The sequence below is a fragment of the Maribacter orientalis genome (assembly GCF_900109345.1).
Lineage (GTDB): Bacteria > Bacteroidota > Bacteroidia > Flavobacteriales > Flavobacteriaceae > Maribacter > Maribacter orientalis.
Genome location: NZ_FNZN01000014.1, coordinates 40,871 through 60,241, shown reverse-complemented (window position 1 = coordinate 60,241; position 19,371 = coordinate 40,871). Strand labels below are relative to the sequence as shown.

Genomic DNA, 19,371 nt, shown 5'->3' with positions numbered 1-19,371 from the left:
TTTCCTTCTTATAATTAAGCCTTATCTTGGATGGCACAACCCATTAATCAGAATCTTATCAAGTTATATTCATCGATTTTATTCGGCTTTGCCTTTTCACCTTCGCTTAAGGTAAATATTTTAGAATCTACCCGTATTGCCCATTTCCTAAATTGCAAATTAATTTTATTACATGTAGGTAAAAACACTCCTGAAAAATTAAGTGAGATCAATACCATTGTATCTCAAACGAAACATTCAGACCTTTCTATTGACATTCTTTGGAAAGAAGGAAATCCTGAGTCTGTCATAACCAAAGCTTGTTTAGATTTGAATATTGACCTGTTAATTTTGGGTGCACTGCAGCACGAGAATAGATTTCAATTTTATGTGGGCTCGATTGCTAGAAAGCTAACGCGCAAAGTAAACTGTTCTGTGTTATTATTAATAAAACCATCAGAAACACGAGTACCTTGTAAGCACGTTGTGGTTAACGGTCTAGATGCTCCAGATACCCCAATGGCCATTGAACATGCCTTTTATTTTTCTAGTTTACTTGGTGCACAACAAATCACCATAGTTGAGGAAATTTTGCCAAAGGAGATACATGTTACTGTTGAAGATGACCGCTCATTAAAAAAAGCGAATATTATTAAACAACGGCTGAGGCATAGAGAAGAATCTAGGGTAAAAAATATTGTTTCCAACTTACCTAAAAATATCACTCAAAATATAAATGTTAAAACGCAAAGTATATTTGGAAAAAGAGGGTATTCAATTGGGCATTATGCCGAAATAGCCAGAGCTGATCTTTTAGTAATGAATGCCCCTATGAAAACTAGTATTTGGGACCGAATTTTTCCACATGACATAGAATACATTTTATCTGATTTACCAACCGATTTATTAATTGTTAGAAAATAGATTTGACAGCCAAAAAAAAGAAAACCTCAACATTCATTGGTTCACTTCCCAAGAATTTATTCTCTGGTTTTGTGGTGTCTCTTATTGCACTACCCTTAGGTCTTGGGTTAGCCTTGGCAAGTGAGGCGCCTCCAATTTCCGGTATTATTGCAGCTGTCGTTGGTGGAATTGTAGTTTCTCTTTTAGGGGGCTCTAATGTAACTATTACCGGACCTGGAAATGGTTTAGTAATCGTTCTATTAGGCGCTATAACAACTTTAGGAGGTGGTGACTTATATGAGGGATATTTATTTACGCTTGCAGCAATTGTTTTTTCTGGTATTCTCATGCTTATTCTTGGGTTTCTAAAAATGGGTAGGTTAGCAGATTTCTTTCCCGCATCTGCTATTGAAGGTATGTTAGCTGCTATAGGACTGGGTATTCTCGCTAAACAATTTCATATTATGATTGGTCATAATAATGAACATGGCAGTATCGTTTATTTGCTTGTACAGATACCTGAAGGTATACTAGGCTTATATGAAAATTACCATATAGAGGAACTAATTGCAGCAATTATTGGTTTAGTTGCGCTAGTTATCATGGCAAATTATTCTAAAATAAGGAATAAGTACTTACACCTAATTCCTGCGCCCATGTGGATTTTAATTTTATCGGTAAGCTTAAGTTATATTTTTGTTTCGCTAAATCTTCCATATCCCTTAAAAGATAAATTTTTAGTAAATATCCCCGATAATGTTCTCTCCAATTTAGCATTTCCCAATTTTTCAAAAGCGTTGGAGCTAGATTTTATAATGACTGTTTTGGCGATTACTTTAATCGCAAGTATAGAATCATTATTAAGCATTAAAGCGGTAGATAAACTTGATTCCCAACGAAGAAGATCAAATGTAAATAAAGACCTAAAAGCCCTTGGTTTAGCTACTAGCCTAAGTGGTTTAGTGGGTGGTTTAAATGTGGTGACCGTTATTGCAAGAAGTTCAGTTAACGTGAACAATAGTGCGACCAATAGATCTGCTAATTTTTTCCATGCTCTTTTTCTTGTCATATTCGTGCTTCTTTTTCAAGATCAATTGAGACGAATACCTTTAGCGGCTTTAGCGGCAATTCTTGTATATACTGGTTATAAGCTCGCAACACCAAAAAATTTCTCGAAGATTGCACAAATAGGAAAAGAACAGATACTGATTTTTTTAGCAACGCTATTAACAACCTTATTTACCAATCTTATTACTGGCATAGCCATGGGTATCTTAGTGACCTTTTTAATTCATGTAGTATTGAATAAGAGTGTCTCATTGTTCGTAAATCATTTGGTCAAGCCTAACATTTTAATGTTTAAAGAAAAAGATGCAGGTAATTATTACATCAGTGTCAAGTACTTTGCTAGTTTTCTAAACTTTTATAGGCTCAAGAATAAGTTAGATATTATTCCCGAAAATGAAAATGTAATCCTTGATTTTTCATTATGTAGTTTTGTAGACCACACCGTAATGGAGGGTTTAGAAAACTATGTTGATACCTTTTCAAAGAAAGATGGAAGTATTGAAATTATTGGGTTCGACAAACATGGTGCAGATTCAAAACATCCATTTGCTATTCGAAAGTTATTGCCACTGACCAAACTTGGTCCTATTGAAAAGTATTTTACAAAAAGACAAGGTCTTTTAAAATCTATGGCAAAAGAGTATAAATGGTCTTACGCCCCCAATAGATCAAAGAAAACCAAATTTCTAAATAAGTTTATTTTTTTTAGAACTAGAAAAGTGCCATTTTTCTACAATAGTTTATATGATGAAACAAAAACATTTCACCTATTTGATATCGAGTTTAGTGAAGGTGAATTCATTGCGCGAGAAGTTGTAAAAACTACGATATTGCATATTAAGGTAACGCGACCCATACCTGTATTTACTTTGGATAAAGAAGGCCTTTTAGATTTCATCTATGGTTTGGCAGGCTTAAAAGACATTCACTTAGAAAATCATCCAGATTTTAACAAACGCTTTTTCTTAAGTGGTGAAGATCAAGATGAAATACAAAATTTGTTTACCGACGAATTAATACTGTTTTTAGAAAGCAATCCGTATTATCACATTGAAACCAATGGAGATTCTATTTTAATCATGAAAAAAGAAAGATTGTTAAGTGTTAAGGAAATTAAAGCCATGCTCTATTTCGGCAAACAATTAAACTTATTGCTTGCTCAAAGTATCACTGTTTAATTATCTCTTTAGAATATTTTCCAGATATTACTAATTAAAACATCAAAGCCATAATAATCGTAATTTTTCATCTATAACTTGCTAGTATACAATAATCAAGTGTGGTTCTTACATCCTAATTTAATCTTACAAAAGATGAAAGAAATACCCGATTTTACAAATGTCTTTTCTAACTTAGCTTAAAGTTTAACTATTTTAATAGTTGCGATTTATAATCAGCACTGAATATTAAAATAAAAATTTTTGATATAAATACCATATCGTTTATCACCATATCAAAACTTAAATTAGACTAAAGCATACTTTTTAATTATAACCTAAAGCCTTTCTTATTTAGAAGAATTTTAAATGCCTGAATTTAATAAGCATTCTGTTTTCAAAAAACCATTATTATATGGTTTTTTGGCATTTCTATTGGTGTTGATTATAACGCAAACCATCACTAATCAAAGATTTAAAATACAAAATCAAAACGAGCAACATAAAGTAAATGAAAGGGCCTTAGAACTAGAAGAGGATTTACAAGGCATTCTTGGACAAAGTTCGACAGCAACCCAAACCTTGGCGTTCATTGTCGAAAATTACGGTATACCCGACAACTTTGACAGTATTGCACAGTTACTTATAAATAGCAACAAAAATATTGATGCTTTAGAACTCGTTAACAAAGATGGGGTGATTACCCATGTTTACCCATTGGCAGGCAATGAAGTTCTAGGATTAAATATATTTAAAGATTCTATTGGTAAAGATGGAGCAATTACCACATTGGAAAGAAAAGATTATTTCACAGCAGGGCCAATTTATCTTAATCAAGGCGGTTCTGGTTTTGTTGGTAGAAGACCTCTATTTAATGATGATGGCTTCAATGGTTTTGTGGCTGCAGTTATAAAGTTATCTACTGTAATTAATGCAGTAGAGATAGATTCATTAGACGACCCTCAATTTTACTATCAACTTGCAAAAATCAACCCCAATAAAACAGAGGAGGTCTTTTATTCTTCTAAAGATATATCGAAAGGTGAAGCTATAAACGTATCTCTTACCACAAGCCAAGGCGAATGGAAGCTTTATGTGATTTCAAATCAACCTACTTCTTACTCAACAATTATTATCTTTTCTGTTTTAGGATTTTTACTCTCACTAGTTTGTGGAATTCTCGTTTGGTTTCTAGTTCGTCAACCTTTTAGGCTAAATCAATTGGTACTACAAAAAACTAAGTTGTTAAATGAAAGCAACAACAAATTAAAAACACTTGTAGAACAAGCATCAGATGGCATATTCCTAACAAGTTCTACTGGTGTCATTTCAGATGTAAACATTTCAGGTGCAAAAATGTTGGGTTATACTATAAATGAATTAATAGGTATAAACTTAAAGGATATTTATGATGCTGAAGAGCTAAAGCATAACCCTATTAAGTTTAAAGAATTAAAAGCAGGACATACTATTCTACATGAAAGGAAAATGATTAGAAAGGACGATTCCTCTTTTTATGGAGAAATTAATGCAAAAATGACTCCTAATGGTGATTTATTAGGTATTCTAAGAGACATCACCGAAAGAAAAGAATTAGAGCTAATTGCTGAAGATAATCTACAAAAATTTAGCAAAGCTTTTAATAGTGGTTTTGTTGGCATGGTTATTAAAGATGATAATAAACGCTTTCTTGATGCCAATAGCTATTTTCTCGACTTAATAGGGTATACGCTTGAAGAAGTAAAAGGTAAGACCATTTCAGAACTAGGCCTATTAGATTTGGAAGAGGCCTTAAAAAAGAACCCCGCAATTAGCGCATTTGGATCTTCAGAAAGGGTTGGTAAAATAGAATTAGAGTTTAAAACTAAGAAAGGGGAAATATTACATTTAATAACCTCAATGGAGCACTATGAATATCAAAATAAAAAATACAGCTTAAGCACCTATATAAATCAAACAGATAGAAAAAAAGCCGATCTCGAAATTCGACAAAGCGAAATTAAATATCGCGAATTGACCGAACGTATATCCGATGCGTTCATTGCCATTGACCGGCATTGGAATTATACTTATATAAATGCGCGGGCTGCAAAAATATTAAACATTGATCCAAAAATATTGATTGGCAAAAATGTCTGGGAAGAATATCCGGATTTCGCTAAAACGGAGGCGTATTCATTTTTTCATGATGCCATGAAAAATCAAACTTACATTAAATTTGAACAATATCATCCACAATTTGATTCTTGGATAGAAAATAAACTATATCCCTCTCCAGAAGGTATTACCGTATATTTTAGGGACGTCACCAAAAAGAAAAAAGCAGATCAAGAAAACCAAAAATTAATTGCCATTATTGAAAATAGCCCTGGCTTTATTGGGTTAACATCTTTGGAGGGTAATTCACTTTACTTAAATGAGGCAGGTAAAAAATTAGTTGGTTTTTCTGCAGAGAAGGATATTACTGAGACTTCTATTGCTGACTTTTTTCCAGAAGAATATGGTGATGATATAATCAACAAACATCTTACATATTTACACAAAACGGGGGTGTGGAGCATGGAAGTTCCTTTTAAGAATTTTAAAACGAACAAAATAGTACCTGCCGAATTTTCAGGTTTTATAATTCGTGACAAAATATCAAATGAACCCATTGGTATTGGTTGTATCGCCTTTGATTTAACTGAGCATAAAAGGTCACAGCATGAAATTCTTGACCTACAAACAAAAATGGATGCTGCAATACGCATTGGTAAAATTGGGTATTGGGACTATGATATTGAAACAGAAAATGCCAATTGGTCTCCCAGATTGTATGAAATTTACAATGTTAAGCCAGGCACCACTATTACCATTCCATTACTTGAAAAATTAATTCATCCGGATGACGTGGATCTTCACCGTAAAGTTTTGAAGGAAACAATTGTTGAAAATGGCACGCATTCATATACATATAGAATATTTGACAACAATGGCTCAATTAAATACTTGCATATAGAAATGGAAGCTGATTTTAATGAGGATAATTTACCTGTTAAATTAAGAGGTACCGTTGTTGATATTACAGAACAAAAGGAAGCGAACAACAAAATTCTTGAACTGCAAAATAAGATGGACGCTGCCATTCGAATTGGAAAAATTGGCTATTGGGACTGGAACTTGGAAAATAATCTCGTAGAATGGTCTAATGAAATGTTTGAAATATATGGTATTCCTGATAAGACGAGCATAACTCTAGAAGAAGCAATTGAATTTACTCATCCTGACGACTCTAATGTATTAGCAGAGGTTTTGAGTAGAAAACAAGATGAAGATCAGACGATCCCTACGATATATAAAATCTGCCTTAAAGATAAAACCGTTAAACATATTTTAAGTTTCAATGAGAATGTTTATAATAATGAAGGTAAACCCATAAAATTACATGGTACTTCTATGGATATCACCAAAAGTGTTTTGGCAGAAGAAGCACTTAGAGAAAACAAAGAGAAATTTACAAAAGCATTTCAAACCAATTTAATGGGCATGATTATGCTTGATAGCGAAAGAAAAGTTATCGAAGCCAATGATGTTGTTTATAAATTATTAGGCGTTACACGAGAAGGGTTAATCGGAAATACAATTATGGAATCTGCCGTCGCTGTAATGGAAAACTATGATGACAATGAAAGAGAAAAATTATGGAAACACTTTCTAACACATGGAAGAGTAATAAATCAAAAATTTAAAATAAATTTAAAAAGCGGCCGAAAAATGTCTCTTTCTGTATCAATAGAGTCATTATTTTTTAACAACAAACAAAATTATTTGGTCAATTTAATTGATGACACTAAGCGAAAAGAGGCAGAAGAGGCGCTAGAGCTTCAAAATATTCAACTTAAGAAAACAAATTCTGAACTTGATAGTTTTGTGTACAGCGCATCTCATGAACTAAGAGCTCCGCTAGCTTCGGTCTTAGGTCTTATAAACCTTATTTTAACAGAAGAAAATAAACCTAGTTTAGTTACTAAACTTAATATGATGGAGAAATCTATTATTAGATTAGACGACTTTATTAAAGACATTATTGAATATTCGAGAAATAAACACCTTAAAGTCAATGTAGAAACCATAAATTTTACTAATTTAATAGAGAGCTCTATAGAAAGTCTTTGGTATTTAGAGAATACGAATAAGATTAACATAGAAATAAGCGTTAATGATAAAGTAAGTTTTGTTTCCGATAGCAAGAGAATTTCTATTGTTTTAAATAATTTCATCTCGAACGCGATTAAATATCATGATATAGAAAAGAAGTCGCCTTCTATTTGGCTCGATGTTACCACCACAAAAAAAGAAGCAATTATCATTATTAAAGACAATGGTTTAGGGATAGAAGAAAAAGAAATCGATAATATATTTAATATGTTTTATAGAGTGTCCTCTAGAATAATGGGGTCTGGTATAGGTTTGTTCATCGTAAAAGAAGTGTTGACAAAACTAAACGGTTCTATGGTAGTAGAATCAAAATTGGGAGAAGGATCAATGTTTACTATAAAAATACCAAATGAATCAGGTAGAAAATAATATGACTAAGGATATAAGTATACTTTTGATTGACGATTCGGATGTGGATAATTTCATTAATAAAGCCATAATCTCTAAAGAGGAAAACATTTCGCAAATTACAGTCAAGACCTCTGGCTTGGATGCTTTAGCCTATCTAAACGCCATTATTGAAAAAAAAGAGGCATTCCCCGATGTAATTTTCTTAGACATTAAAATGCCAAGAATGAACGGGTTTGAATTCTTAGACGAATACCTGAAACTACCAGAAGACTTAAAAAATCACTGTAAAGTATACCTTTTAAGCTCGTCATTAGATTCTTTAGATTCCGAAAAGGGGGGGAAGTATTATGTAGTTAAAAAGCAACTTACCAAGCCTTTGGCACACCATCAAATTAGTGAATTGCTGTTAGAAGATTGATTTAAACTTTTTACATTACAAAAAATTAAGTTTTTAGCCCGTGAATCTTCAGGGCCAAATGATAATATATTCTTAATAAACCCAAGATTTAATCCACTTTTGTTATTTTGCCCCTTATGAAAATTTATCCCGTTGAAACCGGTAATTTTAAATTAGACGGTGGTGCTATGTTTGGGGTAGTGCCAAAAACTATTTGGCAAAAAACTAACCCTGCAGATAGCAATAATTTAATTGATATTGCGGCTAGAAGTCTATTGATTGAAGATGGCGACCGCTTGATTTTGATAGATACAGGAATGGGGAACAAGCAGTCTGACAAGTTTTTTGGTTACTATTATCGCTGGGGAGATTTTACCTTAGATGCTTCGCTAGAAAAACTTGGTTTTCATAGAGATGATATTACCGATGTTTTTTTGACCCACCTACATTTTGACCATTGTGGCGGTGCCATTCAATGGAATAAAGACAAAACTGGCTTTGAACCTGCTTTTAAAAATGCTACGTTTTGGACAAATGAGAAACATTGGAAATGGGCGACAGATCCTAATCCGCGAGAAAAAGCTTCATTTTTAAAAGAAAACCTTATCCCTATGCAAGAGAGCGGTCAATTAACTTTTATCAACCATACAGATAAAAGCTTTCTAAAAAATAGTCCATTAGGTTTTGACATCCGTTTTGTAGACGGTCATACCGAAAAACAAATGTTACCTCAATTTTCTTATAAAGGAAAAACTATTGCATACGTGGCCGACCTTATACCAACTGTTGGGCATATTCCATTACCCTACGTAATAGGTTATGACACAAGGCCGTTAATTACTATGACAGAAAAAGAATTGTTCTTAAATGATGCTGTGAAAAACAATTACTATCTATTTTTTGAACATGACGCACATAATCAACTGTGTACCTTAAAACATACCGAAAAAGGAGTTCGATTAAATCAAACTTACTCTTTTGACGAAATCTTCAATTAACTTTACGTTACTATACATTAACTAATAAATCACATAAAATAAAGTTTCCCATTCATGACAAATACATATTTAAAATCGTTTTTAGCTCTTTCAATTGTTTCATTATTAACCAGTTGCGGTAGTACAAGTTCGGCAACAGGAGGGGGCGGATTAATTCTCACTCCCGTTGAGAATATTGATACAACCCCTTTAAAAATAGCAGACCTTACCACAAGCGAAAAGAATAATTGGGGACATTTAGATTTAGTAGCAGACACCATACCAGGCATGAGTGTTGATAAAGCATACGATGAAATTATAAAAAACAGAAAAGGAACTAAAACCATAGTGGCAGTGCTAGATTCTGGTATTGATTTAAACCACGAAGACCTTGATGATGTTTTGTGGACTAATACAAAAGAAAAAGCAGGCAACAATAAAGATGATGATGGCAATGGCTATATTGATGATATTCATGGTTATAATTTTTTAGGAGAATCATACAATGAACAATTAGAATACGTTCGTATGCTGCGCTTAAACATTGGTGATGCAGCAACGCTTTCGAAGGCAAAAGCAAAGTTAGATGCAAAATATAACGAAGCATTACAAGGCAAACAGCAATACGAGCAAATACTACAAGCTGTTAAAAATGCAGATGCAAGTGTTAAAACATATTTGAAGAAGGACACGTATACTAAAGAAGATTTGGCAGATATAAAGGCAGCTGATGAAGCCATGCAAAATAATATTGCGATTCTTAATCAAATGTTTAGCATTAAGGACTCTATTCCTGAAGTTTTAAAGGAATTAAATGATGGTATTAAATATTATTCCGATCAACTCAACTACAACTTAAATAAAGACTTTAATGGTAGATTACCTGTAGGTGATGACGCATATGATATAAGTGATGTAAATTATGGTAACGGTAACCCAAAAAACAGAGTTGATGATGAAAGCCATGGCACACACGTTGCTGGTATTATAGCTGCTGAACGTAATAATGGCAAAGGAGTAAATGGTGTTGCCAACAACGTTGCCATTATGAGTATAAGAGCGGTGCCAAATGGAGATGAATATGATAAAGATATTGCGCGAGGTATTCGCTATGCTGTTGATAATGGTGCCCGAGTGATAAACGGGAGTTTTGGAAAATCATTTTCACCAAAAGCAGAATGGGTGTATGAAGCAATTAAATATGCAGCTGATAACAATGTTCTTTTTGTACATGCAGCAGGTAATGATGGGGCTAATTTAGATGACCCAACTAATGGTAATTATCCTAACGATCAAATAAACAATGGTCCCGAAATGGCAGATAATGTAATAACCGTTGGTGCTTTGAATCCTAAATATGGTTCAGAATTGGTGGCAAGCTATTCAAATTACGGTAAAGTAAATGTTGATATTTTTGCTCCAGGAACCGATATTTATTCTACCTACCCGAACAATGAATATGAATACTCACCAGGCACCTCAATGGCAGCACCTGCAGTAGCGGGCATTGCCGCATTGGTTATGTCACAATATCCATCACTTAGTGCCGCACAGGTAAAAAAAATAATTTTACAATCTGGATTACCCATTAAAACTACAGTAATTTTAGGAAGCGATGGAAGAAAGAGCGGTTCTCTTAATGAAATTTCTACATCAGGTAAGATTGCGAACGCATATAATGCTTTGGTTTTGGCAAGTAAAGTAGCTGCCGGAAAATTTCAATTATAATAATTACAAGACACACATGATTAAATCAATTTTAAGTTTTTTTATCGCATTATTCACTATTGGGTTAATAGCTCAGAATAAAACCGACTACTGGCAACAGCATGTTGACTATACCATGGATGTGAGTATGGATGTGGATAATTTTCAATATACAGGAACCCAAATATTGGTCTACACCAATAATTCGCCAGATGAATTAAAAAGGGTTTACTTCCATTTATATTTCAATGCTTTTCAACCAGATAGTGAAATGGATATTCGTTTGCAAACCATTGCTGATCCTGATGGTCGTATGACAACAGAAGAAAAGAAGAGTAGAATTTCTACCCTATCTGAAAGTGAAATGGGATATCTACACCCTACTTCTTTAACACAAGATGGTAAGAACGTAGCGTTTTCTGAAGAAGGCACTGTATTGGTCGTTGACTTAGCCTCACCAATAGCACCAGGCAGTAAATCTACTTTTAATATGACTTTTAAAGGTCAGGTTCCTCTTCAAATTAGACGTTCTGGTAGAAACAACGAAGAAGGTGTTGCATTGTCTATGAGCCAATGGTATCCAAAACTTGCGGAATATGATTTTGAGGGATGGCATGCAGATCCTTATATAGCACGTGAATTTCAAGGGGTTTGGGGCGATTTTGATGTGAAATTAACCATAGATAAAAATTATACTGTTGGTGGTACTGGTTATCTTCAAAACCCAAATGAAATAGGACACGGTTATGAAACGCCGGGAACAAAAATCAAAAAGCAAAAAGGGAAAACATTAACCTGGCATTTTAAAGCGCCAATGGTTCATGACTTTATGTGGGCTGCAGATCCTGAATATATTCACGATATTCAACAAGTTCCTAATGGTCCGGTAATACATTTTCTATATAAAAACAATCCTAAAATCTTAGAAAACTGGAAAAATCTTCAACCAAAAACAGTTGAGGCTATGGAGTTTTTTAGTAAAAATATAGGCGAATATCCTTATGACCAATATTCTGTAATTCAAGGTGGTGATGGTGGTATGGAATATGCCATGTCTACCCTAATAACCGGTGACCGTAAATTTGGTAGCTTAGTAGGCGTAATGGCTCATGAAATGGCGCATTCTTGGTTTCAGCACATATTAGCCACCAATGAGGCAAAACACGAGTGGATGGATGAAGGGTTTACTTCTTTTATCTCTAAACTTTGTATGAGCGAAATAATGGACTTAGATAAGGACAATCCTTTTGAGGGTACTTACAAAGGGTATAGAAATCTAGCGCTTTCAGGTAAAGAACAACCACAGACTACCCACGCAGATCGCTATGACCTTAATTTTGCTTACGGCATATCTGCTTATAGTAAAGGTTCTATTTTCTTATCTCAATTAGGGTATATAATCGGTCAAGATAAATTAATGGAGACCATTCGTAAATACTATGCTGATTTTAAATTTAAGCATCCAGTACCTAATGATATTAAACGAGTTGCAGAAAAAGTCTCTGGTTTTGAACTAGATTGGTATTTAACCGATTGGACCCAAACAACGAATACCATTGATTATGGTATAAAAGAAGTTGCCGCTTTAAATAATAATACTAAAGTGACTTTAGAACGCATCGGTTTGATGCCTATGCCTCTAGATATTCTTGTTGTTTACAATGACGATAGCAGGGAAACTTTGTATGCACCTTTACGCATGATGCGGGGTGAAAAAGAAAACCCATATGAAGGTATAGAAAGAACTGTAATTAAAGATTGGGCTTGGGCCTATCCTACCTATGATTTTGTAATAAACAAACCTATTTCTTCCATAAAAGCTATTGTTATAGATCCATCACAATTAATGGCTGACATTAATTTGGAAAACAATGTTTGGCAAGCGGAGTAATTGGATATAGCACTGTTTAAGATATCAATGCTTCCTTTTGAAGGGGTAAAATATTTATAATAATTATTTCGGAATGGATGTATCCTTCGGTAAAAAGGAAAAACTTAAAAGTAAAAAGCTCTTCACACAATTGTTTGAGGAAGGCAAGGGTGTTTCCGTATATCCGTTGAAATTAATTTATATCTCTACTGAAAAGAAGGAAGCTCCTATACAAACCGGAGTTACTGTATCTAAGAGGAATTTTAAAAGTGCCGTTAAAAGAAATAGAATAAAGCGTCTATTACGAGAGTCTTACAGACTTAATAAAGGATTGGTTTTTAACAATACAGATGCAAACTTTGCGTTTCTATTTTTATACCTTAGTAAGGATATGCCTTCCTTTGAGCTATTAGACCAGAAAATGAAGCTCGTATTGAACAAGTTTAAGCTCCAGATTAATGAAAAAAATACTCAGTAAAAAAGTACTTGTACCCGTTATAGCGATTGTCTTTCTTTTTGTAGGAAGTAGTTATAAAAGTGACTTTTTTGAAATAGCGAAGCAAATAGAAATTTTCACCACCCTGTTCAAAGAATTGAACATGAATTATGTGGATGAAACCAACCCTGCAGAATTAATGGATACCGCCATTAAAAACATGTTAGAGGAATTGGATCCGTACACCAAGTTTTTAAACGAACAAGATGTTGAAACCTATCGCATAAATAATGCAGGTGAATATTCTGGCATAGGCGCAATGGTTCGCTCATTTAAAGATAAGTTGTTAATCATAGAGCCACACCAAGGATATCCGGCAGATAAGGCTGGTTTAAAAGCGGGAGACGAGATCATACAGATTGGAGATATCAAAGTGGCTGATTTCGAAGAAAATGCCAGTGAGCTCTTAAAAGGTGCTAACGGTTCAACAGTGACCGTAACATATAAAAGACAGGGCAAAACAAATACAACAACTATTACTCGTGAAGGTATAGAGGTTGATGCGGTTCCCTACTTTAATATGATCGATGATAAAACTGGTTATATCGTACTAGCAAAATTCAATGCAAAAGCATCTGAACAAACAAAGGCCGCCTTGTTGGACTTAAAAGGAAAAGGTGCCGAAAAAATAATACTAGACCTTAGAGATAACCCTGGCGGGTTACTTTCTGAAGCTATTAATGTGACTAATCTTTTCGTTCATAAAGGGGAATTAGTGGTAACAACTAAATCTAAAGTCAAAAAATTTAATCGTGAATACCATACCAATAATCAACCTGTAGATGAGGATATTCCTCTAGTGGTTTTAGTAAATGGCAGCAGCGCTTCGGCAAGTGAAATTGTATCGGGCAGCTTGCAAGATTTAGATAGGGCGGTAATCATGGGCGCAAGAAGTTTTGGAAAAGGCCTAGTTCAACGCCCCTTAAAATTAACGTACGGGACACAATTAAAAGTAACCATTTCAAGATACTACACTGCTTCTGGTCGCTGTATTCAAGCATTGGATTATTGGAATAGAGACGAAAGTGGCAATGCAGTAAGAAACACAACATATACTGATTTCGCTACACGTAACGGCAGAAAAGTACAAGATGGTGGGGGAATTCTACCTGACATTGAAGTGGCTACCTCTAAAACTAATGATCTTACATTGGCCTTACTTCAAAACAACGTTATTTTTGATTATGCTACCAATTACTTTTATGCGCATAAATTCAACTCGGTTACAGATTTTAAATTTACAGATGCCGATTTTAGTGCTTTTAAAAATGATGTAAAGAAAAGTAGTTTCTCTTTTGAGACCAAAGCAGAAAAGGCTATTAAAATTGCACTTTCAGGAGATGAAAATGATTTTTTAGGTAGCGACGTTAAGGATAGTTATAAAACACTTTTGGCGAATATAGAAAAAGGGAAAATAAATGCCCTTGACAAATACCAAAGTGAGATTCAAAAAAACCTAGAAGATGAAATCGTAAAACGATACTTCTATAGAGATGGTTTATACCAGTATTATTTAAATAACGATGACGCTATTTTAGCAGCAACAGAATTATTAGGAAATACTTCTAAGTATAGCGCTATTTTAAAATAGAAATCATCTAATTATAAGAGCACGATTTAGCATCTGAAACAATGTAGTACTCTTTATAGTTTTTAGCCTTAGGATCTGTACACCCTTTTAAATTCCTGATTTTAATATCCCTAAAATCGATAGGTTGACCTTCGCTTTGTAGTGCTATCAAGCCTTCTTTTAAAGGCTTACCATCTTGCTTAATTTTAGGGTCATAGCCATTTGCTACTTCTCCTCCAATTTGTGGCTTAGTATATTCTAATACTGTTTTTCCATTAATGATGTGCTTGACTAATGAATCATGATATACAATTAATTCGGCTGTCACCCATTGATCTCCAAAATAGGTGTCTGAACTCGAATTAATACAGTGTCTAGGGTCTATTTTACCTTCATAGACAACATCGGTACCCGGAGAGCACATATTGCCCGTAGGTCGTTCTTTACCCTCTTCTATGCCTGCCAAAAATTGCATTTCAACAGAAATTGGCCAGTCTTGCTCTTTAAGCATCGTTTTTGGGTCTTGTGAATGAAACATAATACCACTATTCTTTAGAGTGTACTCTGGCGCTCCTTGATAAAGTTCACCAACAAACCTGTATTGCATGGTTAAATGAAAATCCGAAAAGGGTTTGTCATAATACAAATGTGAAAAACGCTCGTTAAACTCACCTTCATACTGATCATAGCGCACTTTTACCATGCCATCCTCAGCTCTAAATGTATCTCCATAATTATCACCAACTTCATAATGATGAATTTTTGTGGTCCACCCTTTTAGGTCTTCTCCATTAAACATGGTTTCCCAATCGCCGCCTTCTACTTGTTGAGAATTTGTTATACCACAACCTACTATGAAAAGCAAAGCTGTATAAAGGAAACTTGTTTTAAGTACTACTGTTTTCATTTATTGGTTTTTAGGATTAATCGGATAAATTTTATGTACTACAAAACTTAACTATTCAAAGACAGAATCAGCATCTTTTGATGGTGCTTCAAACTTTCTCAAATAAATGATTCGTTCGTTTTTATTTCTTCTATTCATAAATTCTTCTTTGGTTAAGTTAGGGTCTATTTGGCTATAATGACATTTGTAGGAATCAAATGCTGTACGAAGATCTGCCACTGAATATGAAATTTTAGTTCGTAAGTATTTCTTATGTTGTCCTCTCAGTGTTTTGGTGTCAGCGTCATCTATTGATTCAGTAGGTGTGCCATAAAAGAACAAGTACATAGGCTTTTGCCATTCACTACTTAAATATACCTGTGTTACCGATGCTCCTACTAACCTATGGTCCATATGGGTTGAGCCACCATCTGGACCCCAAGTGATTAAAACATCTGGCCTAATTCTCTGAATAATATCTTTCAATTCTAAAATAATGGCTCTTGCATATGGTACATGGCCATCATAGCCTTCATCGGCCTTTAACTGGTCGTGATAATCTAAATGTATTAATTCTGCACCTAATTGATTAGCGGCACACTTCATTTCTTCTTTACGAGTAACAACCAAAGTTTCGCCCGCTATATGGTCATGAAAATCATTTGTGCCATATCTGCCGTCAGTAACAATTACCAAATATACCTTAGCGCCTTCCCTTGTGTACCTTGCCAAAATTGGGGCAATCGTACTTTCATCATCCGGGTGTGCAAATACTGCCATAACGGACTTGCCTTCAAAAGGTTTTTGACCTTGTAGTTCACCTGTTTCAAAAAGTAATAATGTTGTAAGAAAAATAAGAATTAAAGAATGGTGCCCAATGAAAATTAAAAATGCCCCTTTTTTATTGTTCATAATGCCTCCTTTTACTTATGAATATAACAAATGTTGTTTGATTTACACTTTTTTATACTGTTGTGTAACAAATTTGTAATGTTAATGCTTTTACTAGATGATGAAAAGTGGAATTCAAGTGTTGTGTTTTTATGTACTTAACAATTCATATTTTGAAATAAATTTTTTTCTTGTCTAAAAAGGAGGTGATAAACCAAAAAATAAATAATACAACCAGTGAGTTAAAGACTAAGATAAGTTCTTCTGATACACCAAATGGTGCTAATACCCCGTCCGTCCATATTAAGCCAAAATCTCTAAACCATTGTACACCTACTGTTTCGGCAAATAGATAAATGAATATGGCATTGGTTCCTACTACCGAAAACACAGCGCCCCATTTTTTATGGTCAGCCCTTACATCTATAACCCAATAGAAAAAGGCTAAGGTTAAGATAGCCAAACCACCAGAAGTTAGGGTGAAAGAGGTTGTCGCAATGCGTTTAATTATAGGAGTAATGTTTAAAACATCTAAGACAATACCTAATATCAAGATTGAAATTCCCCAAATCAGAAAAGTTTTTAGTTTGTAAGATGCCAATTTGTTCTGTAATAATAATTGTCCACATAATACGCCCCAAATGGTGTGTGCTGCAGTAGGAATAAAGTTTACAAAAACCCAATAGCCACTATTTACCTTTCCCATTACCAACATATCAACATAGGAACCAAAACTATCATGCCCTTCTGCATAGGGTGCTTCGGGGTTATAACTTCTATATAAAAGTTCTGTCAGAACCAACAGTGCTACAGATATAATTATTTGATTTTTATGTGACATGTCCATAATGGCGTAGGCTATCAAAATAGTAAATGCCAATTGCACTAAAACATTCCATAATTCCCAAACCAAGGCATGGTTATAAACACAATGCAATAAGACACCAAAGCTGAACAAAAGAAAGCATCGTTTTAAAATATGCTTAGTTACATTTTTTCTATTACCTGTTGCAAGACGTTTTCGCAGCGAAAAAGGCATAGCTACCCCCACAATAAACATAAAAAAAGGCTGAATTAGGTCCCAAAACCGCAATCCGTTCCACGGATGATGGTGCAATTGTAATGCCAACGGTTCTAAAAATGTGCCTTGGGTAAGTTCGAAAAAGTGATGGTGAAATCCTGCTGCTTCCCCTATTAATAAAAACATAATCACCCCTCTAAACACATCCAAAGAATAAAGTCGTTCAGAAATTGGTGCAGATAATTGAGCCATTATTTTTCGATTTATTTGGACTTTCTCTTAAATGTAATTGATTTAAATGAAAAAAGTAACTGTTCATATTTTATCCCTACTTTTAAATTGACAAATTAAAACCTCACATATTTAGCAATTCAAATTATGCGAAACTTTTTTTTAATAACCAGTAGCTTACTAATATGTCTGCTATCACAGGGGCAAGAGACTAAAAAAGAATCAACCCCTAAAGCAATTCCAGAAGCTAAATCTTTCATCACAAAACATCAAGGAGTCTTTGGCGGTAAAACCATTGATTATACTACTACTGCAAAAGAAACTTTTCTAACGAATAAAGATGGTGATTCAATAGCCTCTTTTTGGTCGGTTGCATACACCAAAACATCGATGGGTGATGTCACTAAACGACCTGTAACTTTCGTTTTTAATGGTGGCCCAGGCTCTGCTTCCATGTGGTTGCATATGGGGTTTTTTGGACCTAAAATAGTAAAGGTAGATTCTGACGCCAAAAATGATGATGGTGCAGCACCATACAACCTAGTAAACAATGAAAATGGTTTATTAGACCTAACCGATTTAGTCTTCATTGACCCTGTAGGTACAGGGTATAGTAGATTAGTTGGAAAAGGTGAGGGGAAAGATTTCTACGGACTTAAAGAAGATGTAGGTTCGTTCGCCCAATTTATTCGTAAATGGGTAACAGAAAACGAGCGCTGGTTTTCTCCTAAATATTTGGCAGGTGAAAGTTATGGAACTACACGTGCCGCAGCTCTTGGCAAAGCTTTGGAAGAATCCGGACAAAATATGGCTTTGAACGGAATGATATTAATTTCTCAAGCACTCGATTATGCGGGCTCTACATCAGAACCAAATAACATTACTTCATTTATCACCTATTTACCAAGTATGGCTGCCACTGCATGGTATCACAAAAAAGCCGGACAAGGTAAAACACTGGAAAGTTTTACTCAAGAATGTCGTGATTTTACTTATAGCACTTATGTTCCTGCACTTTATAAAGGTAATTTGCTTACTGATGAAGAAAAAAATGCAATCGCTGAAAAGCTATCCTATTTTACTGGGCTTGACAAAACCTACATACTTCGTTCAAACCTAAGAATACTAATGGGTCGCTTTCAAAAACAATTATTATTGGATAAAGGATTGGCTATTGGTCGTCTTGACGGACGATTTATGGGGGACGAAGAAGATAAGGTGTCTGAAAAGCCTCATTTAGGGGATGCTGCCAGCTACCAAATTAGTGCTGCCTATACCGCAAGTCTTAACCATTACTTTGCATCAGAATTAAAAATAAAAATGGACAGACCTTATATTACATCTGGTGGTGGTTCAAATTGGCGCTGGAGAACTGTGCCGGACACTCAATATTGGGAGCCAATGCCGGTAAATACAGCTCCAGCTTTAGGGGAAACTATGCGTAGAAACACTGCAATGAAAGTAATGGTGGCAAGTGGTTATTATGATTTAATTACTCCATTTTTTGATGCGGAATACACTTTTGATAGAAACGGAATTGTGAAAGAACGTGTTCAAATGAAGTACTACGAAGCGGGTCATATGATGTATACCCACGAACCAGATTTAATTCAGTTAAGTAAAGATATTCGTGAATTTATAAGTACTAATTAAGTATTAGAAATAGCATC

13 protein-coding genes are annotated in these 19,371 nt (G+C 34.4%); 10 read left to right on the top strand and 3 right to left on the bottom strand.

Features of this window, described 5'->3' with window-relative positions:
• Nucleotides 1-30: 30 nt before the first annotated feature.
• From BMY56_RS18090 to BMY56_RS18050, 9 genes are all read left to right on the top strand, one after another.
• On the top strand, nucleotides 31-903 hold the full coding sequence (locus BMY56_RS18090) for a universal stress protein (RefSeq protein ID WP_091627604.1): 873 nt from the start codon (nucleotides 31-33) through the stop codon (nucleotides 901-903).
• Nucleotides 904-905: 2 nt separating this feature from the next.
• A complete protein-coding gene (locus BMY56_RS18085) occupies nucleotides 906-3,128 on the top strand; it encodes a SulP family inorganic anion transporter (RefSeq protein WP_091627601.1) in 2,223 nt (740 codons plus the stop codon).
• A 348-nt stretch (nucleotides 3,129-3,476) separates the two neighbouring features.
• Nucleotides 3,477-7,673, top strand: a complete 4,197-nt coding sequence (locus BMY56_RS18080; protein WP_091627598.1) for a PAS domain S-box protein — start codon at nucleotides 3,477-3,479, stop codon at nucleotides 7,671-7,673.
• On the top strand, nucleotides 7,654-8,073 hold the full coding sequence (locus BMY56_RS18075) for a response regulator (RefSeq protein ID WP_091627595.1): 420 nt from the start codon (nucleotides 7,654-7,656) through the stop codon (nucleotides 8,071-8,073). The genes BMY56_RS18080 and BMY56_RS18075 overlap by 20 nt, the downstream gene beginning before the upstream one ends.
• A 116-nt stretch (nucleotides 8,074-8,189) precedes the next feature.
• The gene (locus BMY56_RS18070) at nucleotides 8,190-9,050 is read left to right on the top strand and encodes an MBL fold metallo-hydrolase (protein ID WP_091627592.1); all 861 of its coding nucleotides are present in this window, start codon (nucleotides 8,190-8,192) and stop codon (nucleotides 9,048-9,050) included.
• 54 nt (nucleotides 9,051-9,104) lie between these two features.
• Nucleotides 9,105-10,757: a S8 family serine peptidase gene (locus BMY56_RS18065; RefSeq protein ID WP_091627589.1), complete on the top strand. Its 1,653-nt coding sequence runs from the start codon at nucleotides 9,105-9,107 to the stop codon at nucleotides 10,755-10,757.
• 16 nt (nucleotides 10,758-10,773) lie between these two features.
• Nucleotides 10,774-12,627: a M1 family metallopeptidase gene (locus tag BMY56_RS18060; RefSeq protein ID WP_091627586.1), complete on the top strand. Its 1,854-nt coding sequence runs from the start codon at nucleotides 10,774-10,776 to the stop codon at nucleotides 12,625-12,627.
• A 73-nt stretch (nucleotides 12,628-12,700) separates the two neighbouring features.
• Nucleotides 12,701-13,084 (top strand): ribonuclease P protein component, encoded by a 384-nt coding sequence (gene rnpA / locus BMY56_RS18055; RefSeq protein ID WP_091627583.1) that lies wholly within the window; start codon nucleotides 12,701-12,703, stop codon nucleotides 13,082-13,084.
• Nucleotides 13,065-14,693: a S41 family peptidase gene (locus tag BMY56_RS18050; RefSeq protein WP_091627580.1), complete on the top strand. Its 1,629-nt coding sequence runs from the start codon at nucleotides 13,065-13,067 to the stop codon at nucleotides 14,691-14,693. Before rnpA ends, BMY56_RS18050 begins: the two co-directional genes overlap by 20 nt.
• 7 nt (nucleotides 14,694-14,700) lie before the next feature.
• On the opposite strand, the gene BMY56_RS18045 is transcribed toward BMY56_RS18050, so the two are convergent.
• The 3 genes from BMY56_RS18045 to BMY56_RS18035 all read right to left on the bottom strand — a co-directional run bounded on the left by BMY56_RS18045 (nucleotide 14,701) and on the right by BMY56_RS18035 (nucleotide 17,722).
• Nucleotides 14,701-15,579, bottom strand: a complete 879-nt coding sequence (locus BMY56_RS18045; RefSeq protein ID WP_091627577.1) for a 3-keto-disaccharide hydrolase — start codon at nucleotides 15,577-15,579, stop codon at nucleotides 14,701-14,703.
• 51 nt (nucleotides 15,580-15,630) lie between these two features.
• A complete protein-coding gene (locus tag BMY56_RS18040; RefSeq protein ID WP_091627574.1) occupies nucleotides 15,631-16,470 on the bottom strand; it encodes a PIG-L deacetylase family protein in 840 nt (279 codons plus the stop codon).
• Nucleotides 16,471-16,615: 145 nt separating this feature from the next.
• A complete protein-coding gene (locus BMY56_RS18035; protein WP_245737286.1) occupies nucleotides 16,616-17,722 on the bottom strand; it encodes an acyltransferase family protein in 1,107 nt (368 codons plus the stop codon).
• 126 nt (nucleotides 17,723-17,848) lie between these two features.
• Here BMY56_RS18035 and BMY56_RS18030 point away from each other — a divergent pair, with 126 nt between their 5' ends.
• Nucleotides 17,849-19,354, top strand: a complete 1,506-nt coding sequence (locus BMY56_RS18030) for a S10 family peptidase (protein WP_091627572.1) — start codon at nucleotides 17,849-17,851, stop codon at nucleotides 19,352-19,354.
• Nucleotides 19,355-19,371: the final 17 nt, after the last annotated feature.